This is a genomic window from Pararhodobacter sp. SW119, from assembly GCF_017811755.1.
Classification (GTDB): Bacteria; Pseudomonadota; Alphaproteobacteria; order Rhodobacterales; family Rhodobacteraceae; genus Pararhodobacter.
Map to the genome: position 1 here is coordinate 58,923 of NZ_JADDJF010000013.1, position 27,000 is coordinate 85,922.

Below are 27,000 nucleotides of genomic sequence, written 5' to 3' on the forward strand. Positions count from 1 at the left end.
ATTCATGCGGACCTATGCCATCGGCGATATCCACGGCCATCTGGACCTGCTGCGCACCGTTCACGACTGGATCGAGGCCGACCGGGCGCGAACCGGCGACACTGAAGCCCCCGTGGTGCATCTGGGTGATCTGGTGGATCGGGGCCCGGATTCGCCGGGGGTGATCGACTATCTGATGCGCGGCCAAGAGGACGGCAGGAACTGGGTGGTGCTCAAAGGCAATCACGACCGCATGTTCTCGATTTTCCTGGACGATCCGAAGGCGCAGGACCCCGGCCTGCGACAACAGTTCAGCTACCTGCACCCGGCCATCGGCGGGGCGGAAACGCTGGAGGCCTATGGCGTGCGCAGTGCCGCCAACCGCCCACTGGCAAAGGTCCATGCAGACGCGATGGTCGCGGTGCCTGCCGCGCATCGCGCCTTCCTTGCCGGCTTGCCCACGCACCTGGAACGCGGGCCGGTGTTTTACGTGCATGCCGGGATCCGTCCGGGCGTTCCGCTGCACGAGCAGACCGAGACTGATCTCGTCTGGATCCGCGCGCCCTTCCTCGAACATGGTGGCCCCCATCCCTGGTTGGTCGTCCATGGACATACGGCCATCGAGGCGCCGACACATTACGGACCCCGCGTAAACATCGATTCGCGCGCGGCCTATGGCGGCCCGCTGACGGCCGTTGTCGTCGAGGGGCGCGAGGTCTGCGTTCTGGGCCCTGACGGTCGCCAGCCGCTGCGGCCCGATCCGTCGGCGACCGCTTAACCCCGGTTTCACCTTCGGCAATTAATCCTGTCGGTCGGGTGACGTCGAAGGGGTGTCGGGATGAACCGACAGAACAATGCAGCGCCGGTGATCATCAAGCGCAAGAAGGTGGTTGCAGGTGGCGGCCATCACGGCGGCGCCTGGAAGGTCGCCTATGCCGACTTCGTCACCGCGATGATGGCATTTTTCCTGATGCTCTGGCTTCTCGGTACGACGACCGAAGACCAGCGCAAGGGACTGGCGGACTATTTCACCCCGTCGACGGCGGTCAGTAGCACTTCGGGTGGGGGCGACTCGATGTTCGGCAATGATGATCTGCGGCAACGTCGTGTCACGCCGCGTCCGTCAGACGAAGCTCCTGCCGAGGATGGATCGCATCAGGTTCATCCGGGCGAGGCAGAGAGTTTCGATCGCATTCTCGAGCGCCTGTCAGGTCTTGGCGCAGAGAGCACGATCATGAGTGATGCGCTCCGGCACGTCATCACCCGGATCAGCGACGAGGGCTTAGTGATCGAACTCTTTGATCTTCCCGGCGCGCCGCTATTTCTGGACGATGGCGACACGCCGATGCCGGTGACCGAATTGCTGGTCGATATTCTGACCGACGCATTCGACCTGGCGGTCAATCCCCTCGCGCTCGAGGGGCATACACGGACCTACACGGTGGTCCAGGCCAACGATCCGCGTTGGGGCTTGTCGACCTCGCGGGCGGAGCGCTTGCGCCTCATGTTCGAGGGGGCGGGATTCGAGCCTCAAAGGATCGCGCGCGTTGCCGGGCACGCCGACCGTCGCCCGATGCACCAGAATCCCATGTCGGTGCGCAACAATCGTATGGAAATGATCCTGTTGCGAACGCCTTGAACCGTCCGCCCTGGTTGCGAGCGACGGCGATGCTTCAGCCGCCGGTGTGGCTCATGTGTCGGTTCACCTGACCCGCGACCTTCTGGCGGGAGTAGTCGAAATCGTGCCCCTTGGGCTTGCGGGCGATGGCGGCGCGGATGGTCGCCTCCAGTGCCGTGTCGTCGGCGCTGGCGCGCAGGGGCGCGCGCAGATCGGCCATGTCTTCCTGGCCCAGGCACATGAAAAGCTCGCCCGTGCAGGTGACACGGACGCGATTGCAGCTTTCGCAGAAATTGTGCGTGAGGGGGGTAATGAAGCCGATCTTCTGGCCGGTCTCTTCCAGTCGGACATAGCGCGCGGGGCCGCCGGTGCGCTCGGCGAGATCGGTCAAGGTGTAGCGTTCGGCAAGTCGCGCACGCAGATCCTTCAGCGGCCAGTACTGATCAAGCCGCATCTCCTCGCCCATTTCGCCCATCGGCATGACTTCGATCCACGTCAGATCGTGGCCTTCCCGCGCGCACCATTCGGTCAGCGAGAAAAGCTCCTCTTCGTTGAAGCCCTTGAGTGCGACCGCATTGATCTTGACGCGAAGCCCGGCGGCTTTCGCGGCCTCGATTCCGCCAAGCACCTGCGGTAGCCGACCCCACCGGGTGATCGCGGCGAATTTCTGCGGATCCAGTGTGTCGAGAGAGACGTTCACCCGCCGGATGCCAAGCGCGGCAAGGTCCTCGGCAAAGCGGCCGAGTTGCGATCCGTTGGTCGTGAGCGTGAGTTCCTTGAGGGCGCCTGACTGCAGGTGGCGTGCCATCGCCTCGAAAAAAGTCATGATCCCCTTGCGCACCAGTGGTTCGCCGCCGGTGATGCGCAGCTTCTCAACCCCCATCCCGATGAAGGAAGTGCACAGCCGGTCGAGTTCTTCCAGCGTCAGGAGTTCTTTCTTCGGCAGGAAGGTCATGTGCTCGGACATGCAGTAGGTGCAGCGAAAGTCACACCGATCTGTGACCGAAACCCGAAGGTAGCTGATCGCGCGCTGAAACGGATCGACGAGCGGGACGGTCTGGGTTTGGGGTGACATTCGGCGTACTCCTTCATGGCAGCGAAGCTAGTCACCGGGCCTGCGCAGGGCAAGGCCGCAGTTGCCAATCCCCGGGGCAGCGCGATAGGATAATGCATGCGCCGGATCATCCCCCTTTTTTGCCTTTGCCTGTTTGCGGGATGTGCCGACATCCGGCTTCCCTGGACAAAAACCGAGGAGCCCGTCGATGTGACCGTGGCGCCGGGGCAAGAGGTTATGCGCCCCGAAGCAAGACCAGGGCGCGCGGGCGGTGCCCGAACCGCAGACTCGTTCGATCGCGTCGATCCCGCTGACCGCGTAGCGGCGGAAGCCCCCGTTGCAGGCGCCTACCTGGGCGAAACGCTCGCGTCGCTCGGCGCGCCCTCCGAGACCGGTTTCTGGCTGGTTACGGGCCTCGTGCGGAGCCCGGTCCAAGGCAGGGTCGAAACCGCCGCGGGGCGTGCCGTCGGCGTCGAATTGCGGCCATCTGGCGGCGACTCAGGCGCAGGCAGTCGCATTTCGCTATCAGCGATGCGGTCGCTCGATCTACCCTTGACGGCACTCGCTTCCCTCAGGGTGTATGCTGCGCGTTGATGATGTGTCTGCAGAAGGGTCCTTCAGCGCAGAGTGGATGGCGCTGCTTCCATGTGATGGGTTGAAACGCATCTGGCTGCAGCGTATGTCCGACCGGATCTAGCAGCTTTTCTGGAAAAGAGCCTATGGCCAAGACAAACCCGCTGACCTTTCTGCAACAGGTTCGGTCCGAGACGGCCAAGATTGTCTGGCCCAGCCGGCGCGAAGTTACCGTTTCAACGGTGATGGTGCTCATTCTGACTTCGTTGACCGCGATCTTCTTCTTTTTCATCGACTGGCTGATCCGCCAGGGGTTGGCGGGGATTCTGGGTCTCGTCGGGTGAGCGTTCCGCAGTGGTGCGCCGGCTTCAAGCTCGGCTCTTGAACTGAAGTGCAAGGGGCGCTAAACGCTCCGCCAACCCCGAAAGACAGGCAGCGCACCGATTCGGTGCGCACGTTTTTTTGTGCGGCGGACGGGCCTCCAAGAGACGGAGGCGAGAATGGAACAGGTGCGGGTCAGCCCGCCCGGCACGAGGTGTGTATCGCATGGCGAAGCGCTGGTATTCGGTGAGCGTTCTCTCGAACTTCGAGAAGAAGGTCGCGGAGCAGATCCGTGTCGCTACCGTGGAGGCTGGCCTTGAGGAAGAGATCGAGGAAGTTCTGGTTCCCACCGAAGAAGTGATCGAGGTGCGTCGGGGCAAGAAGGTAATGAGCGAGCGGCGCTTCATGCCCGGCTATGTGCTGGTACGGATGGATATGAACACCCGGACCTACCACATGATCAACTCGATCAACCGAGTTACCGGCTTTCTGGGTCAGCAAGGCAAGCCGAGTCCGATGCGTGACGATGAGGTCAATTTGATCCTGAACCGCGTCGAGGAAGGCGAGATCGCGCCCCGCAACCTGATCCACTACGAGATCGGCGAACAGGTTAAGGTCAATGACGGCCCGTTCGAGGGTTTTTCCGGTATGGTCGAGGAAGTCGACGAGGACAACGCGCGCTTGAAAGTGATGGTGTCGATCTTCGGCCGCCCGACGCCGGTCGATCTGGAGTTTACTCAGGTGTCCAAATCCGCCTGAACCTTTGGTTGCAGTTTGCACTTTTGGGCAATTCATTGTCAGTGCACTGGTTGAAACCTTCGTCTTCGAGACGAATTCGCTTTAGCAATTCGCAATTGGCTACATGCCCGCCCCCTCCAGAATGAGACCCGCCAGAGGCGGTATGGTCTCATTCTGGAGGGGGCGGGCATGACCGCATACGACACTGGCGCAAACACGGTATTCTACCATCGGTATCACATCGTCTGGGCGACGAAATACCGCTACAAGGTTCTCGATGGCGATCGTCGACGGCGCATTCGTGACATCATCCGCCAGATGGTGCAGCGGATGAAGGGACGCTCGTCGCACAACGTCCAGCGCGAGTTTCCCGCCCTCGGCAAGCGCTACTGGGGCCGGCATTTTTGGGCGCGCGGCTTTTTCTGCTCGACCGCCGGCAACATCACGGAAGACCTCGTACTTCAGTACCTCGAAGAGCACGGCCGCGACGCTACCGGCGCCAGCCGGTAGTGGTTCACTGAGCCGCTATCGCGGTTTCTCCAATACGTCGTTGTAAAGCAGGGAGTAGGGGGTGCATCCAGAGACTGCCGGCGAAGGTTGGTTGCGCGAAGTTTTGCTGCGGATTGAGGCAGGAGAGTTTTCGTTCGATACAATTGTAAGCAGGCCAAAAAACATTGTGGTGCGTTCAGACAGTCCACTTGGACCCTCCGTTCTTAAGCTTTGGAACCTCTCGGGCGCGAAAGGTCGCGTACGATCCTTTTTCCGGCACACGAAGGGCGCGGCCGAGAAACGGGTGCTAAGTCGCCTCGCAGGATCTTCTGTCCCGGTTCCTGAGCTTTTTGGGCACCTTCACCTTGTGGGGCAGCGCCTGAAGTTTGACGAGGTCCTCTGGATGCAGGACCTCGGCCCCGTTGTTAGTCTTAACGGGTTGCTCCATTCAGCCTCGAAGTCAGGGCGCGCTTAATCGGTTAGTCAGATCAATGGGAAAGTCATCCAGATCACAAAGGGCTTGATCGCGGCGGAGGTGTTCGATAACGACCACAGGATTGGTAACTTCGTTCAAGATAGTGCCGACCGCATCTTTCGCATTGATTTTGAGAATGCTCGAATTTGCAGCCCTAGTCTCCTGCGTCCGAAGCACGAGGGAGAAATGCTCGGCGCACTCTTGGGAAGCTACGCGTGTATTTCGCGCTACAATCCTGATCTCACGCGCGAATTCATTCACTTCGTTTTCGAGGAACTGAAGCCATCGAAGCCAACGCGGCGAATCGTTCACCAATTAGTGAAGCGAGAGGTTCGCCGGTATACTGAACGAACGGGCTTCGTTTTTGCGACGGACCCTTTTCCGTAAGGGGTGTCGACGATATTTCTTCGGGAGATCGATAGGTCGCGCATCGGAGTTGGTCAGAGGTCGAGGGTGCTTTGGACGAAAAGACAACGCATGTTACGCGCGCGGGGCTTGACGCTGGTCGCCGCAGCAAGTAGGTGCGCGGCTTGTGGGGGCCTCGGGCTCCCTTTGTTCGTGGGAGGAATGCGGAGCGCGCTCCGTGACCGGACCACGCCAGACACCACCGTGCCGGACGCGTCTGGTGCGGGTCAGGAAAAGGAGAGGCCGAATGGCCAAGAAGGTAATCGGGCAGCTCAATCTGCAAGTGAAGGCAGGGCAGGCCAATCCCTCGCCGCCCGTCGGACCCGCACTGGGTCAGCGTGGCATCAACATCATGCAGTTCTGCAAGGACTTCAACGCCAAGACGCAGGACATGGAGCAAGGCGCGCCGGTGCCGGTGGTGATCACCTACTATCAGGACAAGTCCTTCAGCATGGAGCTGAAGACACCGCCCGCGTCATGGTATCTAAAGAAGGCTGCGGGACTGAAGCAGGTGGGCAAGCGCAACCGCGCCAAAGGGTCGGAAAAGCCGGGCCGGGATATCGCCGGGTACGTGACGGTCAAGCAGATTCGCGAGATCGCTGAAGCGAAGATGAAGGACTTGAATGCGACCGATGTCGAGGGGGCGATGCAGATCATCCTTGGCTCGGCCAAGTCCTGCGGTATCGAGGTCAGGGGGTAAGTCATGGCCAAGCAAGGCAAACGCACCCGCACCGCCCGTGATCTGGTAGCCGGAAAAGCCAACCTTTCAGTCGAGGAAGCGGTCGCTCTGATCAAGCAGTCTGCGACTGCCAAGTTCGACGAGACTGTCGAACTCGCAATGAACCTCGGCGTTGATCCGCGGCATGCTGACCAGATGGTTCGCGGCGTGGTCACGCTGCCGAACGGCACTGGCAAGACGGTCCGCGTGGCAGTTTTCGCGCGCGGCGCGAAGGCCGACGAGGCGACGGAAGCTGGCGCGGACATCGTTGGCGCAGAGGACCTGATGGAAACGATCCAGTCGGGGAAGATCGAATTCGATCGCTGCATCGCGACGCCGGACATGATGCCCCTCGTCGGGCGCTTGGGCAAGATTCTGGGCCCGCGCAACCTGATGCCGAACCCGAAGGTCGGCACCGTGACCATGGACGTGAAGCAGGCGGTCGCCAATGCGAAGGGCGGCGAAGTGCAGTTCAAGGTCGAGAAGGCGGGCATTATCCACGCCGGCATCGGCAAGGCAAGCTTTGATCCCGAGAAGCTGGCTCAGAATGTGCGTGCCTTCGTCGAGGCGGTGACGCGTGCCAAGCCCGCGGGAGCCAAAGGCACCTATCTCAAGAAGGTGTCGCTGAGTTCGACTATGGGGCCGGGTGTAAGCGTCGATCTCGCTTCGGCCACGGCGAATTGAGAATTTGTCCGGTCGTGCCGAAGGGCGCTACCGGGCGAATGACGAGGCGGTGCCCACGGTTCCGCCGCGTCCTGTCCGAGACGGCGGGTGCCACGACGGTTTACGCCCGAGTGGCTTAATTTCCTGCCCGAGATGGGGAACGAGACGGAAAGTACCGGGGCTTGACCTCGGGCGATCTTGCCCTCGGCTCCCTTGCGGACCCGAACGCTTCCGGTGACATACCGGAGGCAAACATGAGCCGGGGGGCAACCCCCAAACTTGGAGCTAACCTGTGGATAGAGCCCAGAAAGAGAAAGTGGTCGAGGAACTCGGCCAGATCTTCGAAAGCTCTGGCGTGGTCGTGGTTGCACACTACGAAGGTCTGACGGTTGCCGAGATGCAGGCCCTGCGCGCACGCATGCGCGACGCGGGTGGGGCCGTGCGCGTTGCCAAGAACAAGCTCGCCAAGATCGCCCTTGAAGGAAAGCCCTGCGCAAGCATCGGAACCCTTCTGACGGGCATGACCGTTCTCGCCTATTCCGAAGACCCTGTCGCCGCGGCGAAGGTCTCGGAAGCGTATGCCAAGGACAACAAGAAGTTTGTTATCCTTGGTGGCGCGATGGGCGAGACGGCGCTGGACGCCGACGGTGTTAAGGCCGTGGCTTCGATGCCCTCGCGCGAAGAGCTCATCGCTCAGATCGTGTCGTGCATCGGGGCGCCCGCCGCGAACATCGCCGGGGCCATTGGCGCGCCTGCTTCGAACATCGCAAGCATCCTCTCCACCCTGGAGGAGCGGGAAGCCGCTTGAGCAAACGTCTGCCTGCTGGGGCGCGCGTCCCATGCCGGAACACACCTGACAGAATGGAAACGGAACAATGGCTGATCTCAAAGCACTCGCCGAGCAAATCGTGAATCTGACGCTTCTGGAAGCGCAAGAACTTAAGACCATCCTCAAGGATGAATACGGCATCGAACCCGCTGCTGGCGGCGCGGTCATGATGGCCGGTCCCGCCGCTGGCGCGGCCGCCGAAGCGGTCGAGGAAAAGACCGAATTCGACGTGATCCTCGTCGAAGCAGGCGCCAACAAGATCAACGTCATCAAGGAAGTTCGGGCGATCACCGGTCTTGGCCTGAAGGAGGCGAAGGATCTGGTCGAGGCCGGCGGCAAGGCCGTGAAGGAACAGGCGCCGAAGGCTGAAGCCGAAGAGCTGAAGAAAAAGCTCGAAGCTGCTGGCGCCAAGGTCGAACTGAAGTGATCTCACGGGTGCGTGGCACCCGATCGCACTGAAAAGGCTGGGTCCGGCACGTTCCGGGCCCGGCCGCAGCTGTTTTTCGCGCGCCAATGGTTAAGACGGCGCGGTTTCTTCCGGCAAGCACCTGAGCGGAGGTGCTTTCCGGAAGTAACAGTGGGCTCGGGAGCGGACCGGTGGGACGGTTCGCAGGAATAGAGCCTCATATTTCCGTTTCGCTTGCGGCAGCGCGGCCGAGGCCCGAAGGCACGCGCGCCCGCGAAAGAAGAAAGGTGATACCGAGCATGGCGCAGACCTATGTTGGCCAGAAACGCATCCGGCGGATGTTTGGCAAGATCCGCGAAGTTCTGGAGATGCCGAACCTGATCGAGGTTCAGAAATCCTCCTACGACCTCTTTTTGCGTTCGGGCGACAGCGAAACACCGCTGGACGGTGAAGGGCTGATGGGCACGTTCCAGTCCGTTTTCCCGATCAAGGATTTCAATGAAACGGCGGTGCTGGAGTTCGTCAAGTACGATCTCGAGAAGCCGAAGTATGATATCGAGGAATGCCAGAGCCGCGACATGACCTACGCGGCACCGCTGAAGGTGACGCTTCGCCTCATTGTCTTTGACGTTGACCCCGATACTTCGGCGAAGTCGGTCAAGGACATCAAGGAGCAGGAAGTGTTCATGGGTGACATGCCGCTCATGACGCCGAACGGCACCTTTATTGTCAACGGCTCGGAACGCGTCGTCGTCAGCCAGATGCACCGAAGCCCGGGCGTTTTCTTCGATCACGACAAGGGCAAGACCCATTCGTCGGGCAAGCTTCTGTTCCAGTGCCGGATCATCCCCTATCGCGGTTCCTGGCTGGATTTCGAGTTCGACCCGAAAGATCTGGTGTTCGCGCGGATCGACCGTCGGCGCAAGCTGCCGGTGACGACCCTGCTCTATGCGCTCGGCATGGATCAGGATGCGATCATGTCGGCATACTACGACACCGTAACTTTCCGCCTGGACAAAGGGCGCGGTTGGGTGACCCGGTTCTTCCCCGAACGCGTGCGCGGCACGCGTCCGACCATGGATTTGGTGGATGCATCGACCGGCGAAGTGATCCTTAAGGCCGGTGACAAGGCTACGCCGCGGATGGTCAAGAAGTGGATCGATGAGGCCAGGGTTACCGAATTGCTTGTGCCATTCGATTATATCTTTGGCCGCTTCGTCGCGCGTGATCTGATCAACGAGGAGACCGGCGAGATTTGGGTCGAGGCAGGCGACGAGTTGACCTGGGATCTGGACAAGGACGGTGAGGTCAAGGGCGGGACGCTGAAGCTTCTGATGGATCAGGGCATCACCGAGATTCCGGTGCTGGACATCGACGGGGTAAATGTCGGTCCCTACATCCGCAATACGATGGCTGCCGACAAGAACATGAACCGTGAACAGGCGCTCATGGACATCTATCGCGTCATGCGCCCCGGCGAGCCGCCGACCTATGACGCCGCCTCGGCGCTGTTTGACACGCTTCTCTTTGATTCCGAGCGTTACGATCTTTCCGCGGTCGGTCGCGTGAAGATGAACATGCGTCTCGACCTCGACGCCGAGGACACGGTACGCACGCTGAGGAAGGAAGATATTGTCGCCTGCATCAAGGCGTTGGTCGAACTGCGCGACGGCAAGGGCGAGATTGACGACATCGACCACTTGGGGAACCGCCGGGTACGCTCGGTTGGTGAACTGATGGAGAACCAGTATCGCGTCGGCCTCCTGCGCATGGAGCGGGCGATCCGCGAGCGGATGAGCTCGGTCGAGATCGATACGGTGATGCCGCAGGATCTGATCAACGCCAAGCCGGCTGCGGCTGCGGTTCGCGAGTTCTTCGGTTCCTCGCAGCTTTCGCAGTTTATGGATCAGACCAACCCGCTATCGGAAGTGACCCACAAGAGGCGCCTGTCGGCGCTTGGACCAGGCGGTCTGACGCGCGAACGCGCAGGTTTCGAGGTGCGCGATGTTCATCCGACGCACTATGGTCGGATGTGCCCGATCGAGACGCCGGAAGGTCAGAACATCGGCCTGATCAACTCGCTGGCGACATTTGCTCGGGTCAACAAATACGGATTTATCGAGACGCCCTATCGTCGTGTCGTCGAGGGAAAGGTGACTGACGAGGTCGTGTATCTCTCTGCCACCGAGGAGATGCGCCACACAATCGCGCAAGCCAACGCCAACCTCGACACCGAGGGGCGTTTCGTGAACGACCTGGTCTCGACGCGCAAAAGCGGCGAGTTCGTGCTGTCGCCGCGCGAAACAGTCGATCTTATCGACGTGTCTCCGAAGCAGCTCGTTTCGGTCGCGGCCTCGCTCATTCCGTTCCTGGAGAACGACGATGCCAACCGCGCGTTGATGGGCTCGAACATGATGCGTCAGGCCGTGCCGCTTCTGCAGTCAAACGCGCCGCTGGTCGGCACCGGCATCGAAGGTGTGGTGGCCCGCGACTCTGGTGCCGCGATCATGGCGCGCCGTGCGGGCATCGTCGATCAGGTCGACGCCCAGCGTATCGTTGTCCGCGCGACCGAGATGATGGAACCCGGAGAGCCCGGGGTCGACATCTATCGGTTGCGCAAGTTCAAGCGGTCGAACCAGTCGTCCTGCATCAATCAACGTCCGCTGGTGAAAGTGGGCGATGTTGTCGAGCGTGGGGAGGTCGTTGCCGACGGGCCCTGTACGGACATGGGTGAACTGGCCGTGGGCCGGAATGTTACCGTCGCGTTCATGCCCTGGAATGGCTACAACTATGAAGACTCCATTCTGATTTCGGAACGTATCCTGAAGGATGACGTCTTCACCTCGATCCATATCGAGGAATACGAAGTGGCTGCCCGCGACACGAAGCTCGGACCGGAGGAGATCACGCGGGACATTCCCAACGTTGGCGAGGAGGCGTTGCGCAATCTTGACGAGGCGGGAATCGTCTACATCGGCGCGGAAGTGCAGGCTGGCGACATCCTGGTGGGCAAGATCACGCCCAAGGGCGAAAGCCCGATGACGCCGGAGGAAAAGCTTCTGCGCGCGATCTTCGGTGAGAAGGCCTCGGACGTTCGCGATACTTCGCTTCGTCTGCCGCCGGGTGCATATGGTACCGTTGTCGAAGTCAGGGTCTTCAACCGGCACGGCGTCGACAAGGACGAACGTGCCTTGCAGATCGAGCGCGAGGAGATTGAACGTCTCTCACGTGACCGTGACGACGAACTGGCGATCCTGGAGCGCAATATCTACGCGCGACTGCAGCAAATCCTTCATGGAAAGGTTGCAGTCAAGGGACCGAAAGGCGTCAAGCCGAATTCGGAGATCACCGAGGATCTTCTTGGGGGTCTGAGTCGAGGTCAATGGTGGCAGTTGGCGCTCGCCGATGATGCCGAGGCGCAGGAAGTGGAAGCGCTGAATGCCCTTTATGACCAGCAGAAGCGGGCGCTGAACCATCGCTTCGAAGACAAGGTCGAGAAGGTGCGTCGGGGCGACGACTTGCCCCCGGGCGTCATGAAGATGGTCAAGGTGTTCCTGGCGGTGAAGCGCAAGCTGCAGCCGGGCGACAAGATGGCTGGGCGTCACGGCAACAAAGGCGTCGTCTCCAAGGTGGTACCCGAGGAAGATATGCCGTTCCTCTCGGACGGTACGACGGTCGACATCGTTCTGAACCCGTTGGGCGTGCCCAGTCGAATGAACGTTGGGCAGATCCTTGAGACGCACATGGGCTGGGCCCTGCGCGGCTTGGGCGTGCAGATCGACGAGGCGCTGCAGGAGTATCGGTACAAGGGCGACCTTAGTCCTGTGAAGGATGCTTTGCGCATTGCTTATGGAGAAGAGGTCTATGACGCGGCCTTTGCGTCGATGGACGACGAGGTGCTGATCGAATCCGCCGAATCCGTCAGAGGCGGCGTACCGATTGGCACGCCGGTCTTCGACGGCGCGAAGGAAGCGGATGTAAATGACGCACTGATCCGCGCGGGCTTCGATGTTTCGGGCCAGTCGACGGTCTTTGACGGGCGCTCGGGCATGGCGTTTGCGCGCCCGGTGACGGTGGGCACGAAGTACATGCTCAAGCTGCACCATCTGGTTGATGACAAGCTTCATGCACGTTCGACCGGACCCTACAGCCTGGTCACCCAGCAACCGCTGGGCGGCAAGGCGCAGTTCGGCGGTCAACGTCTTGGCGAGATGGAGGTCTGGGCGCTGGAGGCCTACGGTGCCGCTTACACGCTGCAGGAAATGCTGACCGTGAAGTCCGACGACGTGGCAGGACGGACCAAGGTCTACGAATCGATCGTCAAGGGCGAGGACAACTTCGAGGCCGGTGTGCCCGAATCCTTCAATGTGCTTGTGAAGGAAGTCCGCGGCCTCGGCCTCAACATGGAACTCCTGGATTCGGAGGAGGAGGGCTGAGGGCCGCGCGCCCTCACCCCCTCACCCCGGCATCTGACGCAAGGAACCGAAAATGAACCAGGAACTCACCACCAATCCGTTCAACCCGCTGACTCCGGTCAAGACGTTTGACGAAATTCGCGTTTCGCTCGCAAGTCCCGAGCGGATCCTCAGCTGGTCCTACGGGGAGATCAAGAAACCCGAGACGATCAACTACCGCACGTTCAAGCCTGAGCGTGACGGCCTGTTCTGCGCGCGGATCTTCGGGCCGATCAAGGACTACGAGTGCCTCTGCGGCAAGTACAAGCGGATGAAGTATCGCGGCGTCGTCTGCGAGAAATGCGGCGTCGAGGTGACCCTGCAGAAAGTGCGCCGCGAGCGCATGGGTCATATCGAACTGGCCGCGCCGGTCGCGCACATTTGGTTCCTGAAGTCGTTGCCCAGCCGCATCGGCCTTATGCTGGACATGACGCTCCGCGACCTTGAGCGTATCCTCTATTTCGAGAACTACGTCGTGATTGAGCCCGGCCTGACCGAGCTCTCCTACGGGCAACTCATGTCCGAAGAGGAATATCTCGACGCGCAGGACCAGTTCGGCTCAGATGCCTTCACAGCCGGGATTGGCGCCGAGGCGATCCGCGAGATGCTGGCAGCGATTGACCTCGAGGCCGAGGCGTTGAAGTTGCGCGAGGAGTTGAAAGAAGCCACCGGCGAACTGAAGCCGAAGAAGATCATCAAGCGGCTGAAAGTCGTCGAGAACTTCCTGGAATCCGGCAATCGGCCTGAGTGGATGGTTCTGACCGTTTTGCCGGTGATTCCACCCGAATTGCGCCCGCTGGTGCCGCTCGATGGCGGTCGGTTTGCGACATCGGACCTGAACGATCTCTACCGCCGGGTGATCAACCGGAACAACCGGCTAAAACGCCTGATCGAACTGCGTGCGCCCGACATCATCGTGCGCAACGAAAAGCGCATGTTGCAAGAATCTGTCGATGCGCTATTCGACAACGGACGGCGTGGTCGGGTCATTACCGGCAACAACAAGCGCCCGCTGAAGTCTCTTTCGGACATGCTCAAGGGCAAGCAGGGGCGTTTCCGTCAGAACCTCCTTGGCAAGCGCGTCGACTTCTCTGGCCGTTCGGTCATTGTGACGGGTCCGGAGTTGAAGCTGCACCAGTGCGGTCTTCCGAAAAAGATGGCGCTCGAGCTGTTCAAGCCCTTCATTTATTCGCGACTCGAGGCAAAGGGGCTGAGTTCCACCGTCAAGCAGGCCAAGAAACTGGTCGAGAAGGAGCGCCCCGAGGTCTGGGACATCCTCGACGAGGTAATCCGCGAGCACCCGGTCCTGCTCAACCGCGCGCCGACACTGCACCGTCTGGGCATTCAGGCGTTCGAGCCGATCCTGATCGAGGGCAAGGCGATCCAGCTGCACCCGCTCGTCTGCTCGGCTTTCAACGCCGACTTCGACGGGGACCAGATGGCGGTCCATGTGCCTCTCAGCCTTGAAGCACAACTCGAAGCCCGCGTGCTGATGATGTCGACCAACAACGTCCTTAGCCCGGCGAACGGCGCGCCGATCATCGTGCCGTCACAGGACATGGTACTGGGGCTCTACTACACCACGATGCAGCGCGAAGGCATGGTCGGCGAAGGTAAGATCTTTGCTGATATCGATGAAGTCGAACACGCCCTTGCCGCGGACGAAGTGCATCTGCACGCAAAGGTTACTGCGCGCATCATGCAAATCGACGAGCATGGCAACGAGGTAATGAAACGCTTCGAGACGACGCCGGGCCGGCTTCGCCTTGGCGCGCTGCTCCCGCTCAATGCCAAGGCGCCGTTCGATCTGGTCAATCGGCTCCTTCGGAAGAAGGACGTGCAGGAAGTCATCGACACCGTCTACCGTTTCTGCGGTCAGAAAGAGTCGGTCATCTTCTGCGACCAGATCATGGGGCTGGGCTTCCGCGAAGCGTTCCGCGCCGGCATCAGCTTCGGCAAGGACGATATGCTGATCCCCGAAGCGAAATGGTCGATCGTCAATTCGACCCGCGATCAGGTGAAGGAGTTCGAGCAACAATATCTTGATGGTCTCATCACCCAGGGCGAGAAATACAACAAGGTCGTCGACTCTTGGTCGAAATGCTCGGATGCGGTCGCTGGCGAGATGATGGCCGAGATTTCGGCTGTTCGCTATGACGAGGCGGGTGCCGAAAAGGAACCGAACAGCGTCTACATGATGTCGCATTCCGGCGCGCGAGGTTCGCCCGCGCAGATGAAGCAGCTGGGCGGCATGCGGGGCCTGATGGCCAAGCCTTCGGGCGAGATCATCGAAACGCCGATCATTTCGAACTTCAAGGAAGGTCTGACGGTGCTGGAGTACTTCAACTCCACGCATGGTGCACGGAAGGGACTCGCCGACACCGCGCTCAAGACCGCGAACTCGGGCTATCTTACCCGGCGTCTTGTCGACGTGGCGCAGGATTGCATCGTGCGCACTGACGATTGCGGCACTGATCGCTTCATCACCGCGCGTGCTGCGGTGAATGATGGCGAGGTCGTTGCAAGTCTGGCGGAACGTATTCTGGGCCGTGTCGCGGCAGAAGACGTGATTGATCCGGTGAGCGGTGAGGTGCTCGTGGAGCGCAACACGCTGATGGACGAGCGCGATGCCGATCAGATCGAGGCCGCGACTATCGCCACGGTCAAGATCCGCTCCCCGCTGACTTGTGAGGCCGAGGAAGGCGTTTGCGTGAAGTGCTATGGACGCGATCTCGCGCGTGGTACCTTGGTCAACAAGGGCGAAGCGGTTGGCATCATCGCGGCACAGTCGATCGGCGAGCCGGGGACCCAGTTGACCATGCGGACCTTCCACATCGGGGGGATCGCACAAGGGGGCAGCCAGTCGTTCCAGGAGGCCGGCCACGGAGGCAAGATCGAATTCCGCAACGCGAACGTTCTGGAGAATGCCGCCGGTGACCTGCTCGTACTGGGTCGCAACATGCAGATCGCGATCATTGATGAGAATGGGGTCGAGCGAGCCAGTCACAAGTTGAGCTACGGCACCAAGTTGTTCGTGCGAGACGGCGGGGAGGTCAATCGGGGAGACAAGCTCTTTGAATGGGACCCCTACACCCTGCCGATCATCGCGGAGAAGGCAGGCCGTGCGAAGTTTGTTGACCTGATCGGCGGGCTCTCGGTCCGAGACGAAACCGATGATGCGACGGGCATGACCCAGAAGATCGTCACCGATTGGCGCTCGGTCCCCAAGGGGGGCGATCTCAAACCCGAAATCATCATCATGGATCCGGAAACTGGCGATCCCGTGCGCAACGATGCGGGCAATCCGGTGACTTATCCGATGTCGGTCGATGCGGTACTTTCGATCGAAGATGGGCAGGACGTCCGACAGGGCGATGTCGTTGCGCGTATCCCTCGCGAGGGCGCCAAGACCAAGGATATCACCGGTGGTTTGCCGCGGGTCGCAGAACTGTTCGAGGCACGCAGACCGAAGGACCATGCGATCATCTGCGAAATGGACGGCTATGTGCGCTTCGGCAAGGACTACAAGAACAAGCGACGGATCGCGATCGAACCCGTCGATGAGAAGTTCGCGACCGTCGAGTACATGGTGCCGAAAGGTAAACACATCCCCGTGCAGGAGGGCGATTGGGTCCAGCGTGGTGACTACATCATGGATGGCAACCCTGCGCCCCATGACATCCTTCGCATCCTCGGCATCGAAGCGTTGGCCAACTACCTGATCGACGAGGTGCAGGACGTTTACCGCCTGCAGGGTGTGAAGATCAACGACAAGCACATCGAGGTGATCGTTCGTCAGATGCTTCAGAAACTCGAAGTCATCGATTCGGGCGATACTGTGCTGTTGAAAGGCGAGGCAGTGGACAAGTACGAGTTCGACGAGATCAACGATAAGGCGATCGCGTCAGGCTTGCGTCCTGCAAAGGGTGAGCCGATCCTGCTCGGCATCACCAAAGCCAGCTTGCAAACCCGCTCGTTCATCTCGGCCGCGTCGTTCCAGGAGACGACCCGTGTGCTGACCGAGGCCTCGGTTCAGGGCAAGCGAGACAAGCTGGTTGGCCTGAAGGAAAACGTCATCGTCGGCCGACTGATTCCGGCTGGTACTGGCGGAGTCGCCACCGCGAATAGGCGCATTGCTGCCGAGCGCGATCAGAAGGTGATCGACGCGCGCCGAGCAGAGGCCGAAGCCGCTGCCGCCCTTGCCGCTCCGGAGGAAGGTACCGAGGATGCGATGGCCTTCGACGGCTCATCGGATCCGCGCGACCTCTGATCATCAGCAGGCTCGAGAACAGGACCCCCGCGCGACCGCGCGGGGGTCTTCAATTTCCGTCTCTTTCCTTCGGTTCGCGACTCGGGCATACTGAACAGGTTAAATTCCCGCGCGAGTCCGGCCATGCTCTCCGAAAATGCACGTGGCGCGATCTTCATGATGGCCGCGATGGCGTCTTTCGTCGTCAATGATACTTTGATGAAACTCGTTTTCGCGGAGTTGCCGCTTTTCCAGTCGATCTTTCTGCGCGGCATCCTTTCGACTTTAGCACTAGTGCTGATCGCCTGGTGGATGGGCGTCCTCCATATCCCCAAGCTGAACGGCGACAGATGGATGGTCGCGCTCAGGGTGGTTGCGGAATGCGGGTCGACCTTTTTCTTTCTCACCGCGCTTTTTCACATGCCGTTGGCGACACTTACCGCAATCCTTCAATCAGCACCCTTGACCATTGCCTTGGCTGGCGCGCTATTTCTGCGCGAACCTGTCGGATGGCGGCGATTTGTAGCTATCGGTATCGGCTTCCTCGGGGTGATCCTGATCGTTCGGCCCGGTCCTGAGGGAATGGACGCGTATGTGGCTTATGCATTGTGTGCGGTGGCTTGTGTCACGCTTCGTGATCTCGTCACCCGCAGAATGCCGCGCGCAGTCCCTTCGATGCTGATCGCAGTCACGACGGCAGCGGGCGTTACAGTCTTCGCAACCTTGGGAGCGCTGGCTGAAGATTGGGTCAAACCGACCATGACGACCTGGATCTATCTTGGTGGAGCCGTCGTATTCATCCTTGCGGGATATCTGCTCAGCATTCTGGCAATGCGGGTCGGGGAATTGGGATTTGTTTCTCCGTTCCGCTACACTGGGCTGGTCTGGGCGCTGGTGCTGGGGCTTCTTGTCTTTGGTGACTGGCCTGATGCACTGACCGGTATTGGTGCCGCGCTGATTGTTGGCACCGGCATCTTCACGTTCTACCGGGAGCGGCGGATGGCCCGCAAACTCGCCCGTTTCGATCCGGGGAGGGCTGTTGACAACCCCCCCGACTCCCCATATACGGCGCGCACCCGGGGCTGACGTTTCGTATGGAGGCATCGGGGCTTTAAATACCTCTGTGGTCACGATCCGGGCGAATTCGCCCCGATCCTCTGGAATTCCACCGCGGCGTTTCCGGAACCGGGCAACGCATGCGGTTTTGTGTTTTGATTGGGGCGAGTCGCTCAGATCAACACACGCCAAGACGGCGCAGATGCGTCACGAGACGGGTTGCAACACGGGAAGAACCGGAATGCCAACGATCCAGCAGCTGATCCGCAAGCCGCGGCAGCCGAAAGTCAAGCGCTCCAAGTCGCTGCACCTGGAGCAGTGCCCCCAGAAGCGTGGGGTCTGCACGCGTGTCTACACGACGACGCCGAAGAAACCGAACTCGGCCATGCGGAAGGTTGCCAAGGTGCGCCTGACGAACGGATACGAGGTGATCAGCTACATCCCTGGTGAGAAGCACAACCTGCAGGAGCACTCTGTGGTGCTCATCCGCGGCGGGCGCGTGAAAGACCTTCCGGGTGTCCGCTATCACATCCTGCGCGGCGTACTGGACACCCAGGGCGTGAAGGACCGTCGCCAGCGCCGTTCGAAATACGGCGCCAAGCGTCCGAAGTAAGGAGAGAGTTCGATGTCGCGTCGTCACGCTGCCGAAAAGCGCGAAGTCCTGCCCGACGCCAAGTATGGCGATACGGTGCTGACCAAGTTCATGAACAACCTGATGATCGACGGCAAGAAATCAGTTGCCGAATCGATTGTCTACAATGCGCTGGAGCGCGTTGAGAAAAAACTCAAGCGGGCACCGATCGAGGTGTTTCATGAAGCTCTCGACAACATCAAGCCGTCGGTCGAGGTCCGCTCGCGCCGGGTCGGTGGAGCCACGTATCAGGTTCCCGTCGAGGTGCGCCCAGAGCGTCGCGAAGCGCTGGCGATCCGCTGGCTGATCATCGCCGCGCGCAAGCGCAACGAGCACACGATGCAAGAGCGCTTGGCCGGCGAATTGACCGACGCGGTTCAGAACCGCGGCACCGCCGTCAAGAAGCGCGAAGACACGCACAAGATGGCCGATGCCAACAAGGCATTCAGCCACTACCGCTGGTAAGGAGCCAAGTCATGGCACGCGAATATCCGCTTCCGAGATACCGCAACTTCGGCATCATGGCGCATATCGACGCCGGCAAGACGACGACGACCGAGCGGATCCTGTTCTACACCGGCAAGAGCCACAAGCTGGGCGAGGTGCACGATGGCGCCGCGACCATGGACTGGATGGAGCAGGAGCAGGAGCGCGGGATCACGATCACCTCGGCTGCGACCACCACGTTCTGGCAGCGCCAGGAAGATCCGACCTCTGAAGGGACTTCGGACACGAAGTATCGCTTCAACATCATCGACACGCCGGGTCACGTCGACTTCACCATCGAGGTGGAGCGTTCGCTGGCGGTGCTCGACGGTGCAATCTGCCTTCTGGACGCCAATGCCGGCGTGGAGCCGCAAACCGAGACTGTCTGGCGTCAGGCCGACCGCTACAAGGTGCCGCGCATCGTGTTCGTCAACAAGATGGACAAGATTGGTGCAGATTTCTTCAACTGCGTGAAGATGATCAAGGAACGCACCGGCGGGCTCCCCTGTCCGATTGCGCTGCCGATCGGTGCCGAGGACAAGCTCGAAGGCATCGTCGACCTGATCAAGATGGAAGAGTGGGTCTGGAAGGGCGAGGATCTCGGTGCGAGCTGGTTTCGGCAGCCCATTCGCGATGAACTCAAGGAACTGGCCGAGGAATGGCGCGGCAACATGATCGAGTTGGCCGTCGACATGGACGACGACGCCATGGAGGCCTATCTTGAAGGGGACGAGCCTGACGAGGCGACGCTGCGCAAGCTGATCCGCAAGGGTACTCTCACGTTGGCGTTCTTCCCCGTAATGGCCGGCTCGGCCTTCAAAAACAAAGGCGTCCAGCCCCTACTGAACGCGGTTATCGACTTTCTTCCGGCGCCGATCGACGTGCCCGTGCTCAAGGGTTTCTCGCCCGATGACGAAACCGAAACGCGCAACATCGAGCGTCCTGCCGATGATTCCGCGCCGTTCTCGGCACTCGCGTTCAAGATCATGAACGACCCATTCGTTGGCTCGTTGACGTTCACGCGCATCTACTCGGGCGTCCTGAAGAAGGGCGACCAGATGCTGAACTCCACGAAAGGCAAGCGCGAGCGCGTTGGTCGCATGATGATGATGCACTCGATCAACCGTGAGGAGATCGACGAGGCATTTGCGGGTGACATCATCGCCTTGGCCGGTCTGAAAGAGACGACCACCGGCGACACGCTCAGCGATCCGTCGAAGCAGGTCGTTCTGGAAACGATGACTTTCCCTGAGCCGGTGATCGAGATCGCTGTCGAGCCGAAATCGAAAGCCGATCAGGAAAAGATGGGCATCGCGCTGGCGCGTCTGGCGGCCGAGGATCCATCATTCCGCGTCGAGACCGATTTCGAATCGGGGCAGACGATCATGCGTGGGATGGGCGAGTTGCATCTCGACATCCTGGTCGACCGCATGAAGCGCGAGTTCAAGGTCGAAGCAAATATCGGCGCGCCACAAGTGGCGTATCGCGAGACCATCAGCCATCTGGCCGAGGTTGACTACACCCACAAGAAGCAGACCGGTGGTACCGGGCAGTTCGCCCGCATCAAGCTCGTCATCGAGCCGACCGAGCCAGGCGAGGGCTACAGTTTCGATTCGAAGATCGTCGGTGGCGTTGTTCCTAAGGAATATATCCCGGGTGTCGAGAAAGGCATCAAATCGGTGATGGATTCCGGTCCGCTCGCAGGTTTTCCGGTCATCGACTTCAAGGTGTCGTTGATCGACGGGGCCTACCACGATGTCGACTCGTCGGTGCTTGCGTTCGAGATCGCGGCGCGCGCCGCGATGCGCGAAGGTCTCAGGAAGGCCGGTGCGAAGTTGCTCGAGCCGATAATGAAGGTCGAAGTTGTCACGCCCGAGGAATACACCGGTTCGATCATCGGTGACCTGACCAGCCGGCGTGGGATGGTTCAGGGCCAGGACAGCCGTGGCAATGCCAACGTGATCAACGCGATGGTGCCGCTGGCGAACATGTTCGGCTACATCAACAATCTGCGCTCAATGTCTTCGGGGCGCGCTGTGTTCACGATGCAGTTCGATCATTACGAAGCCGTGCCGCAGAACATCTCGGACGAGATTCAGAAAAAATACGCCTGACCGGTGCGGCGGGGTGAAGCCCGCCCTACCGCCACCGATACGACGAACAAGGAGAGGCCATCATGGCGAAGGCAAAGTTTGAACGCAACAAACCGCATGTGAACATCGGCACGATCGGCCATGTTGACCATGGCAAGACGACGCTGACGGCGGCGATCACGAAGTATTTCGGGGATTTCCGGGCCTATGACCAGATCGACGGCGCGCCCGAGGAGAAGGCGCGGGGGATCACGATCTCGACGGCGCATGTGGAATACGAGACCGACGCGCGCCACTACGCGCATGTCGACTGCCCCGGCCACGCCGACTACGTCAAGAACATGATCACGGGCGCCGCGCAGATGGACGGCGCGATCCTGGTGGTGAACGCCGCCGACGGCCCGATGCCACAGACGCGCGAGCATATCCTGCTCGGCCGCCAGGTGGGCATTCCCTTCATGGTCGTCTACATGAACAAGATCGACCAGGTCGACGACGAGGAACTGCTGGAACTGGTGGAGATGGAGATCCGCGAGTTGCTGTCCTCCTATGACTATCCCGGCGACGACATTCCGATCGTCAAGGGCTCGGCGCTGGCGGCGATGGAAGGCCGTGATCCCGAGATCGGCGAGAACTCGATCCGCGAGCTTCTGAAGGCCGTCGACGACTACATCCCGACGCCCGAGCGCGCCGTCGACCTGCCGTTCCTGATGCCGATCGAGGACGTGTTCTCGATCTCGGGCCGCGGCACGGTGGTCACCGGGCGCGTCGAGCGCGGCGTGATCAACGTCGGCGACGAGGTCGAGATCGTCGGCATCCGTCCGACCAAGAAATCGGTCTGCACCGGGGTCGAGATGTTCCGCAAGCTGCTGGATCGCGGCGAGGCCGGCGACAACATCGGCGCGCTCCTGCGCGGCATCGACCGCGAGGGCGTCGAGCGCGGCCAGGTGCTGTGCAAGCCCGGCTCTGTCAAGCCGCACACCAAGTTCGAGGCCGAAGCCTACATCCTGACCAAGGAAGAGGGTGGGCGGCACACGCCGTTCTTCGCCAACTACCGGCCGCAGTTCTACTTCCGCACGACGGACGTGACCGGAACGGTCAAGCTGCCCGAGGGCACCGAGATGGTGATGCCCGGCGACAACCTGAAGTTCGAGGTCGAACTGATCGCCCCGATCGCCATGGAAGAAAAGCTCCGCTTCGCCATCCGCGAAGGCGGCCGCACAGTCGGCGCCGGCGTGGTGTCGAAAATCATCGAGTGATCGAAAGCTGCCAGGCGGGGTAATTGCCCCGCCGCCTTTCCCCGAGGAATCTATGATGCAAGGTCAGACAATCCGCATCCGGCTCAAGGCCTTCGATTACCGCGTGCTGGACGCCAGCACCGCCGAGATCGTGAGTACGGCCAAGCGGACGGGTGCACAGGTACGCGGGCCGATCCCGTTGCCGAACAAGATCGAGAAGTTCACGGTTCTCCGTGGGCCCCATATCGACAAGAAGTCGCGCGACCAGTGGGAGATTCGCACCCACAAGCGGTTGCTCGACATCGTCGACCCGACTCCGCAGACGGTGGACGCGCTGATGAAGCTCGACCTTGCCGCGGGCGTCGATGTCGAAATCAAGGTGTAAGGAGCCAGGACAATGCGCTCTGGAGTGATTGCAAAGAAGCTTGGAATGACCCGGCTCTTTCTCGAGGATGGGCGGCAGGTGCCGGTGACCGTTCTGCAGCTTGATGGTCTGCAGGTCGTGGCTCAACGAACCGCTGACCGCGACGGCTACACTGCGGTGCAGCTCGGGGCGGGTTCGGCAAAGGCGAAGCGCATGACGGCGCCGATGCGCGGCCATTTCTCGAAGGCGAGTGTCGCGCCCAAGCGCAAGCTTGCCGAGTTCCGCGTCAGCGTCGACAACATGATCGACGTGGGCGAGGAAATCACCGCCGACCATTACTTTGCCGGTCAGTTTGTCGACATCGCGGGAACGACGATCGGGAAGGGTTTTCAGGGGGCGATGAAGCGGCACAACTTCGGCGGTCTGCGGGCCAGCCACGGCGTGTCGATTAGCCACCGCAGTCACGGCTCCACCGGCCAGTGTCAGGATCCCGGCAAGGTATTCAAGGGCAAGAAGATGGCCGGTCACATGGGGGCCGTCCGGATCACGACGCAGAATCTGCAGGTCGTCAAGACCGACAGTGATCGTGGGCTGATCATGGTTAAGGGAGCGGTGCCAGGCTCGCGCGGTGGATGGGTAACGATCAAGGATGCGGTCAAGAAGCCCTTCCCCGAGAATGCGATTCTGCCTGCGGCGCTGAAATCTGCTGGTGAAGCCGCCCGCAAGGCTGCTGAGGAAGCTGCTGCGGCCGCCGCTGCGGAAGAAGAAGCTGCACGCCAGGCGCAGCTCGAGGCCGAGGCGGCTGCGCAGGAAGCGGCGCTCGAGGAAGCGGAAAAGGACGTGGCCCAGGATGAGGGCGATACGCCCACGCCCGAAGGAGACGACAAATGAAAACCGAGGTGATCAAGCTCGACTCCTCGCCTTCGGGCGAGGTCGAGCTGAGCGACGCGATCTTCGGCCTTGAGCCGCGCGCCGACATCCTGCATCGCGTGGTACGCTGGCAGCGGGCCAAGGCCCAAGCCGGCACCCATTCGACGCTGGGTCGGTCGGACGTGTCGTATTCGACCAAGAAGATCTATCGCCAGAAAGGCACTGGGGGTGCGCGTCACGGTGACCGTGGCGCCCCGATCTTCCGCAAGGGCGGCACCTACAAGGGACCGGTTCCGCGCAGCCATGCGTTCGAACTGCCGAAAAAGGTCCGTGCGCTGGGTCTGAAGCACGCGCTCTCGGCAAAGGCGCAGGAGGGCAAGCTTGTCATTCTCGACATTGCGGAGCTCGCGGACGGCCGGACTGCCATGCTGGCCAAGGCAATGAAGGATTTGGGCTGGCGCAAGGTGCTGGTTATCGACGGCGCAGAGGTAAACGAAGGTTTCGCCCGCGCCGCTCGCAATCTGGACGGGATCGATGTCCTGCCTTCGATCGGGGCCAATGTCTATGACATCCTCAAGCGGGAGACCCTGGTCCTGACGCGTGCGGGTGTCGAAGCTCTGGAGGCGCGACTGTCATGAGCGTGAAGGCTGAGCATTACGACGTGATCCGCAAGCCGGTCATCACCGAGAAGGCGACGATGGCCTCGGAGGCCAATGCCGTCGTTTTCGAAGTGTCGATCGACGCGAAGAAACCGCAGATCAAGGAAGCGGTCGAAGCGCTTTTTGGCGTGAAGGTGAAGGCGGTCAATACCTCTGTCACCAAGGGCAAGGTCAAGCGTTTTCGCGGCCAGTTGGGTCGTCGGAAAGACGTGAAGAAGGCCTATGTCACGCTTGAGGAAGGAAACGCTATCGACGTCACAACGGGCCTTTGATAATTAGGCGCGACTCAGCGGCCCTGGTCTACCTGGGGCCGCTGGTGGTTTGTTGGTGCTGCTTTGACGCGGCGCTGTTGTTGGGGCGGCAGATGCAGCCCCTTGCGAAACGGGACCAATAGGTCCGAAGCTGACGGAAGACAGAAAGCATGGCACTCAAGTCGTACAAGCCGACGACGCCTGGCCAGCGCGGGCTGGTGCTGATCGACCGTTCGGAGCTTTGGAAAGGTCGCCCCGTGAAGGCCCTTACCGAGGGCCTGACCAAATCGGGCGGGCGGAACAATACCGGACGGATCACGATGCGCCGCGTGGGCGGGGGCGCTAAGCGGCTCTATCGCATCGTTGATTTCAAGCGTCGAAAGTTCGATGTTCCTGCGACGGTCGAGCGGATCGAATACGATCCCAATCGCACCGCTTTCATTGCCCTGATCCGTTATGGGGATGGCGAGCAATCCTACATACTGGCGCCACAGCGCCTGGCCGTCGGCGACAAGGTTGTCGCGGGCTCGAAGGTTGACGTGAAGCCGGGGAATTCGATGCCGTTCTCGGGCATGCCGCTTGGGACGATCGTTCATAACGTCGAGCTGAAGCCCGGAAAGGGCGGCCAGATCGCTCGAGCCGCTGGCACTTATGCCCAGTTCATCGGACGTGACGGCGGCTACGCCCAGATCCGGCTCTCTTCGGGCGAGTTGCGCATGGTCCGGCAGGAATGCATGGCCACGATCGGTGCGGTATCCAACCCGGATAATTCGAACCAGAACCTTGGCAAGGCAGGGCGGAATCGCCACCTGGGCATCCGCCCGAGCGTGCGCGGCGTTGCCATGAACCCGATTGACCACCCGCATGGCGGCGGCGAGGGCCGTACCTCTGGCGGTCGGACGCCGGTGACGCCGTGGGGGAAGGACACCAAGGGCCGTCGGACCCGCTCGAACAAGGCGACGGACAAGTTCATCGTCCGCTCGCGCCACGCCAGAAAGAAGGGTCGCTGATCCATGTCACGCTCAGTTTGGAAGGGCCCCTTCGTCGACGCCTATGTCTTGAAGAAGGCAGAAAAGTCGCGCGACTCGGGACGAAACGAAGTCATCAAGATCTGGTCGCGTCGCTCGACCATCCTGCCGCAGTTCGTTGGGCTGACCTTTGGTGTCTACAATGGCAAGAAGCACATCCCGGTAAACGTGTCGGAAGACATGATCGGCCAGAAGTTTGGTGAATATGCGCCGACGCGAACCTACTATGGGCACGCGGCCGACAAAAAAGCCAAGAGGAAGTAAGCCATGGGTAAGGAACAGAATCCGCGCCGTGTGGCCGAGAATGAAGCGATGGCGAAGCTGCGCATGCTGCGTACTTCGCCTCAGAAACTCAACCTGGTCGCGGGGCTTATCCGCGGGAAGTCGGTCGACAAGGCGCTGTCGGACCTGACGTTCTCGAAGAAGCGCATTGCGATCGACGTGAAGAAATGCCTTCAGTCGGCGATCGCCAATGCCGAAAACAATCACGGTCTCGATGTCGACAATCTGGTCGTCGCGGAAGCCTGGGTCGGCAAGAACCTGATCATGAAACGGGGTCGTCCACGCGCCCGGGGTCGGTTCGGGAAGATCATGAAGCCGTTTTCCGAGATCACCATCAAGGTGCGTGAACGCGAGGAGCAAGCGTAATGGGTCAGAAGGTCAATCCGATCGGTATGCGCCTTCAGGTCAACCGCACCTGGGACAGCCGCTGGTTCGCTGACGGTGAAGATTACGGCGATCTTCTTCTGGAAGATCTGCGCATGCGCGACTTCATCAAGGAAGAGTGCAAGCAGGCCGGTGTCTCGCGCGTCATCATCGAACGCCCGCACAAGAAGTGCCGTGTGACGATCCATACGGCGCGTCCGGGTGTGATCATCGGCAAGAAGGGCGCCGATATCGAAGCGTTGCGCAAGAAGCTGGCGAATTTCACCGACAGCGAGTTGCACCTCAACATCGTCGAGGTTCGAAAGCCCGAGGTTGACGCGGCGCTCGTTGCCGAGTCCATCGCGCAGCAGCTAGAGCGGCGCGTCAGTTTCCGTCGGGCAATGAAGCGCGCGGTGCAGAATGCGATGCGCATGGGTGCTTTGGGTATTCGCGTTAACGTCGGCGGGCGCCTCGGCGGGGCCGAGATTGCCCGGACTGAATGGTACCGCGAAGGTCGGGTACCGCTGCATACGCTGCGGGCGGATATCGACTACGCACTGGCCGAAGCCAAGACGCCCTACGGGATCATCGGGGTGAAGGTCTGGATTTTCAAGGGCGAGATCATGGAACATGATCCTCAGGCCCGCGACCGTCGTCAGAGCGAACTCAACGAAGGCCCCGGCGCCGGGCGCCCGCCGCGTCGCTGAC

At 60.9% G+C, this 27,000-nt stretch carries 25 protein-coding genes; 24 read left to right on the forward strand and 1 reads right to left on the reverse strand.

What is annotated here, in order from left to right:
* The first annotated feature begins 4 nt into the window (after positions 1 to 4).
* Entirely contained in the window at positions 5 to 757 is a 753-nt protein-coding gene (locus IM708_RS09975; RefSeq protein ID WP_209426373.1) for a metallophosphoesterase family protein, read from the forward strand.
* 60 nt (positions 758 to 817) lie between these two features.
* Positions 818 to 1,618, forward strand: coding sequence for a flagellar motor protein MotB (locus tag IM708_RS09980; RefSeq protein WP_209426374.1), 801 nt, complete (start codon positions 818 to 820; stop codon positions 1,616 to 1,618).
* 34 nt (positions 1,619 to 1,652) lie between these two features.
* Here IM708_RS09980 and moaA read toward each other — a convergent pair whose 3' ends face one another.
* Positions 1,653 to 2,672, reverse strand: a complete 1,020-nt coding sequence (gene moaA, locus IM708_RS09985) for a GTP 3',8-cyclase MoaA (RefSeq protein WP_209426375.1) — start codon at positions 2,670 to 2,672, stop codon at positions 1,653 to 1,655.
* A 698-nt stretch (positions 2,673 to 3,370) separates the two neighbouring features.
* Between moaA and secE the strand changes: the two genes are divergently transcribed.
* The 22 genes from secE to rpsC all read left to right on the forward strand — a co-directional run bounded on the left by secE (position 3,371) and on the right by rpsC (position 26,999).
* On the forward strand, positions 3,371 to 3,568 hold the full coding sequence (secE, locus tag IM708_RS09990; protein WP_209426376.1) for a preprotein translocase subunit SecE: 198 nt from the start codon (positions 3,371 to 3,373) through the stop codon (positions 3,566 to 3,568).
* A 202-nt stretch (positions 3,569 to 3,770) separates the two neighbouring features.
* Positions 3,771 to 4,304, forward strand: coding sequence for a transcription termination/antitermination protein NusG (gene nusG, locus IM708_RS09995; protein ID WP_209426377.1), 534 nt, complete (start codon positions 3,771 to 3,773; stop codon positions 4,302 to 4,304).
* 168 nt (positions 4,305 to 4,472) lie between these two features.
* A complete protein-coding gene (locus tag IM708_RS10000; protein WP_209426378.1) occupies positions 4,473 to 4,793 on the forward strand; it encodes a transposase in 321 nt (106 codons plus the stop codon).
* Positions 4,794 to 5,899: 1,106 nt separating this feature from the next.
* The gene (gene rplK / locus IM708_RS10005) at positions 5,900 to 6,352 is read left to right on the forward strand and encodes a 50S ribosomal protein L11 (RefSeq protein ID WP_209426379.1); all 453 of its coding nucleotides are present in this window, start codon (positions 5,900 to 5,902) and stop codon (positions 6,350 to 6,352) included.
* A gap of 3 nt (positions 6,353 to 6,355) precedes the next feature.
* Complete coding sequence (gene rplA / locus IM708_RS10010; RefSeq protein ID WP_209426380.1) at positions 6,356 to 7,054, forward strand: 50S ribosomal protein L1; 699 nt, start codon at positions 6,356 to 6,358, stop codon at positions 7,052 to 7,054.
* Between the two features lie 271 nt (positions 7,055 to 7,325).
* Positions 7,326 to 7,841 (forward strand): 50S ribosomal protein L10, encoded by a 516-nt coding sequence (gene rplJ, locus IM708_RS10015; protein WP_209426381.1) that lies wholly within the window; start codon positions 7,326 to 7,328, stop codon positions 7,839 to 7,841.
* Between the two features lie 67 nt (positions 7,842 to 7,908).
* Entirely contained in the window at positions 7,909 to 8,289 is a 381-nt protein-coding gene (gene rplL / locus IM708_RS10020; RefSeq protein WP_209426382.1) for a 50S ribosomal protein L7/L12, read from the forward strand.
* Positions 8,290 to 8,567: 278 nt separating this feature from the next.
* Positions 8,568 to 12,704 carry a DNA-directed RNA polymerase subunit beta gene (rpoB, locus tag IM708_RS10025; protein WP_209426383.1) on the forward strand — a complete coding sequence of 1,379 codons (4,137 nt, stop codon included), beginning with the start codon at positions 8,568 to 8,570 and terminating at the stop codon, positions 12,702 to 12,704.
* 52 nt (positions 12,705 to 12,756) lie between these two features.
* A complete protein-coding gene (rpoC, locus tag IM708_RS10030; protein WP_209426384.1) occupies positions 12,757 to 16,992 on the forward strand; it encodes a DNA-directed RNA polymerase subunit beta' in 4,236 nt (1,411 codons plus the stop codon).
* Positions 16,993 to 17,115: 123 nt separating this feature from the next.
* Complete coding sequence (locus tag IM708_RS10035; protein WP_209426385.1) at positions 17,116 to 18,057, forward strand: DMT family transporter; 942 nt, start codon at positions 17,116 to 17,118, stop codon at positions 18,055 to 18,057.
* A 211-nt stretch (positions 18,058 to 18,268) separates the two neighbouring features.
* Complete coding sequence (gene rpsL / locus IM708_RS10040; protein ID WP_209426386.1) at positions 18,269 to 18,640, forward strand: 30S ribosomal protein S12; 372 nt, start codon at positions 18,269 to 18,271, stop codon at positions 18,638 to 18,640.
* A gap of 12 nt (positions 18,641 to 18,652) precedes the next feature.
* A complete protein-coding gene (rpsG, locus tag IM708_RS10045; RefSeq protein WP_209426387.1) occupies positions 18,653 to 19,123 on the forward strand; it encodes a 30S ribosomal protein S7 in 471 nt (156 codons plus the stop codon).
* A gap of 11 nt (positions 19,124 to 19,134) precedes the next feature.
* Positions 19,135 to 21,258 (forward strand): elongation factor G, encoded by a 2,124-nt coding sequence (gene fusA / locus IM708_RS10050; RefSeq protein WP_209426388.1) that lies wholly within the window; start codon positions 19,135 to 19,137, stop codon positions 21,256 to 21,258.
* Positions 21,259 to 21,320: 62 nt separating this feature from the next.
* Positions 21,321 to 22,496 (forward strand): elongation factor Tu, encoded by a 1,176-nt coding sequence (tuf, locus tag IM708_RS10055; RefSeq protein WP_209426389.1) that lies wholly within the window; start codon positions 21,321 to 21,323, stop codon positions 22,494 to 22,496.
* Between the two features lie 55 nt (positions 22,497 to 22,551).
* Entirely contained in the window at positions 22,552 to 22,860 is a 309-nt protein-coding gene (gene rpsJ / locus IM708_RS10060; RefSeq protein ID WP_209426390.1) for a 30S ribosomal protein S10, read from the forward strand.
* A 12-nt stretch (positions 22,861 to 22,872) separates the two neighbouring features.
* Positions 22,873 to 23,730 carry a 50S ribosomal protein L3 gene (rplC, locus tag IM708_RS10065; protein WP_209426391.1) on the forward strand — a complete coding sequence of 286 codons (858 nt, stop codon included), beginning with the start codon at positions 22,873 to 22,875 and terminating at the stop codon, positions 23,728 to 23,730.
* A complete protein-coding gene (gene rplD / locus IM708_RS10070) occupies positions 23,727 to 24,347 on the forward strand; it encodes a 50S ribosomal protein L4 (protein ID WP_209426392.1) in 621 nt (206 codons plus the stop codon). The genes rplC and rplD overlap by 4 nt, the downstream gene beginning before the upstream one ends.
* On the forward strand, positions 24,344 to 24,640 hold the full coding sequence (locus IM708_RS10075) for a 50S ribosomal protein L23 (protein ID WP_209426393.1): 297 nt from the start codon (positions 24,344 to 24,346) through the stop codon (positions 24,638 to 24,640). The genes rplD and IM708_RS10075 overlap by 4 nt, the downstream gene beginning before the upstream one ends.
* A gap of 149 nt (positions 24,641 to 24,789) precedes the next feature.
* Positions 24,790 to 25,629, forward strand: coding sequence for a 50S ribosomal protein L2 (gene rplB, locus IM708_RS10080; RefSeq protein WP_209426394.1), 840 nt, complete (start codon positions 24,790 to 24,792; stop codon positions 25,627 to 25,629).
* A 3-nt stretch (positions 25,630 to 25,632) separates the two neighbouring features.
* A complete protein-coding gene (rpsS, locus tag IM708_RS10085) occupies positions 25,633 to 25,911 on the forward strand; it encodes a 30S ribosomal protein S19 (protein WP_209426395.1) in 279 nt (92 codons plus the stop codon).
* A 3-nt stretch (positions 25,912 to 25,914) separates the two neighbouring features.
* Positions 25,915 to 26,295, forward strand: a complete 381-nt coding sequence (rplV, locus tag IM708_RS10090; RefSeq protein WP_209426396.1) for a 50S ribosomal protein L22 — start codon at positions 25,915 to 25,917, stop codon at positions 26,293 to 26,295.
* Positions 26,295 to 26,999: a 30S ribosomal protein S3 gene (rpsC, locus tag IM708_RS10095; protein ID WP_209426397.1), complete on the forward strand. Its 705-nt coding sequence runs from the start codon at positions 26,295 to 26,297 to the stop codon at positions 26,997 to 26,999. Before rplV ends, rpsC begins: the two co-directional genes overlap by 1 nt.
* Position 27,000: the final 1 nt, after the last annotated feature.

Excerpts from the sequence above, each read along its gene's own strand:
- rpsC (WP_209426397.1), top strand. The coding sequence starts at position 26,295 with ATGGGTCAGAAGGTCAATCCGATCGGTATGCGCCTTCAGGTCAACCGC.
- IM708_RS10075 (WP_209426393.1), top strand. The coding sequence starts at position 24,344 with ATGAGCGTGAAGGCTGAGCATTACGACGTGATCCGCAAGCCGGTCATC.
- rplD (WP_209426392.1), top strand. The coding sequence starts at position 23,727 with ATGAAAACCGAGGTGATCAAGCTCGACTCCTCGCCTTCGGGCGAGGTC.
- IM708_RS10000 (WP_209426378.1), top strand. The coding sequence starts at position 4,473 with ATGACCGCATACGACACTGGCGCAAACACGGTATTCTACCATCGGTAT.
- rplB (WP_209426394.1), top strand. The coding sequence starts at position 24,790 with ATGGCACTCAAGTCGTACAAGCCGACGACGCCTGGCCAGCGCGGGCTG.
- IM708_RS09975 (WP_209426373.1), top strand. The coding sequence starts at position 5 with ATGCGGACCTATGCCATCGGCGATATCCACGGCCATCTGGACCTGCTG.
- rplA (WP_209426380.1), top strand. The coding sequence starts at position 6,356 with ATGGCCAAGCAAGGCAAACGCACCCGCACCGCCCGTGATCTGGTAGCC.
- rplL (WP_209426382.1), top strand. The coding sequence starts at position 7,909 with ATGGCTGATCTCAAAGCACTCGCCGAGCAAATCGTGAATCTGACGCTT.
- rpsL (WP_209426386.1), top strand. The coding sequence starts at position 18,269 with ATGCCAACGATCCAGCAGCTGATCCGCAAGCCGCGGCAGCCGAAAGTC.
- rpoC (WP_209426384.1), top strand. The coding sequence starts at position 12,757 with ATGAACCAGGAACTCACCACCAATCCGTTCAACCCGCTGACTCCGGTC.
- rpoB (WP_209426383.1), top strand. The coding sequence starts at position 8,568 with ATGGCGCAGACCTATGTTGGCCAGAAACGCATCCGGCGGATGTTTGGC.
- IM708_RS09980 (WP_209426374.1), top strand. The coding sequence starts at position 818 with ATGAACCGACAGAACAATGCAGCGCCGGTGATCATCAAGCGCAAGAAG.
- rpsG (WP_209426387.1), top strand. The coding sequence starts at position 18,653 with ATGTCGCGTCGTCACGCTGCCGAAAAGCGCGAAGTCCTGCCCGACGCC.
- nusG (WP_209426377.1), top strand. The coding sequence starts at position 3,771 with ATGGCGAAGCGCTGGTATTCGGTGAGCGTTCTCTCGAACTTCGAGAAG.
- tuf (WP_209426389.1), top strand. The coding sequence starts at position 21,321 with ATGGCGAAGGCAAAGTTTGAACGCAACAAACCGCATGTGAACATCGGC.
- moaA (WP_209426375.1), bottom strand. The coding sequence starts at position 2,672 with ATGTCACCCCAAACCCAGACCGTCCCGCTCGTCGATCCGTTTCAGCGC.
- rplK (WP_209426379.1), top strand. The coding sequence starts at position 5,900 with ATGGCCAAGAAGGTAATCGGGCAGCTCAATCTGCAAGTGAAGGCAGGG.
- rplV (WP_209426396.1), top strand. The coding sequence starts at position 25,915 with ATGGGTAAGGAACAGAATCCGCGCCGTGTGGCCGAGAATGAAGCGATG.
- IM708_RS10035 (WP_209426385.1), top strand. The coding sequence starts at position 17,116 with ATGCTCTCCGAAAATGCACGTGGCGCGATCTTCATGATGGCCGCGATG.
- fusA (WP_209426388.1), top strand. The coding sequence starts at position 19,135 with ATGGCACGCGAATATCCGCTTCCGAGATACCGCAACTTCGGCATCATG.
- rpsJ (WP_209426390.1), top strand. The coding sequence starts at position 22,552 with ATGCAAGGTCAGACAATCCGCATCCGGCTCAAGGCCTTCGATTACCGC.
- rpsS (WP_209426395.1), top strand. The coding sequence starts at position 25,633 with ATGTCACGCTCAGTTTGGAAGGGCCCCTTCGTCGACGCCTATGTCTTG.
- secE (WP_209426376.1), top strand. The coding sequence starts at position 3,371 with ATGGCCAAGACAAACCCGCTGACCTTTCTGCAACAGGTTCGGTCCGAG.
- rplC (WP_209426391.1), top strand. The coding sequence starts at position 22,873 with ATGCGCTCTGGAGTGATTGCAAAGAAGCTTGGAATGACCCGGCTCTTT.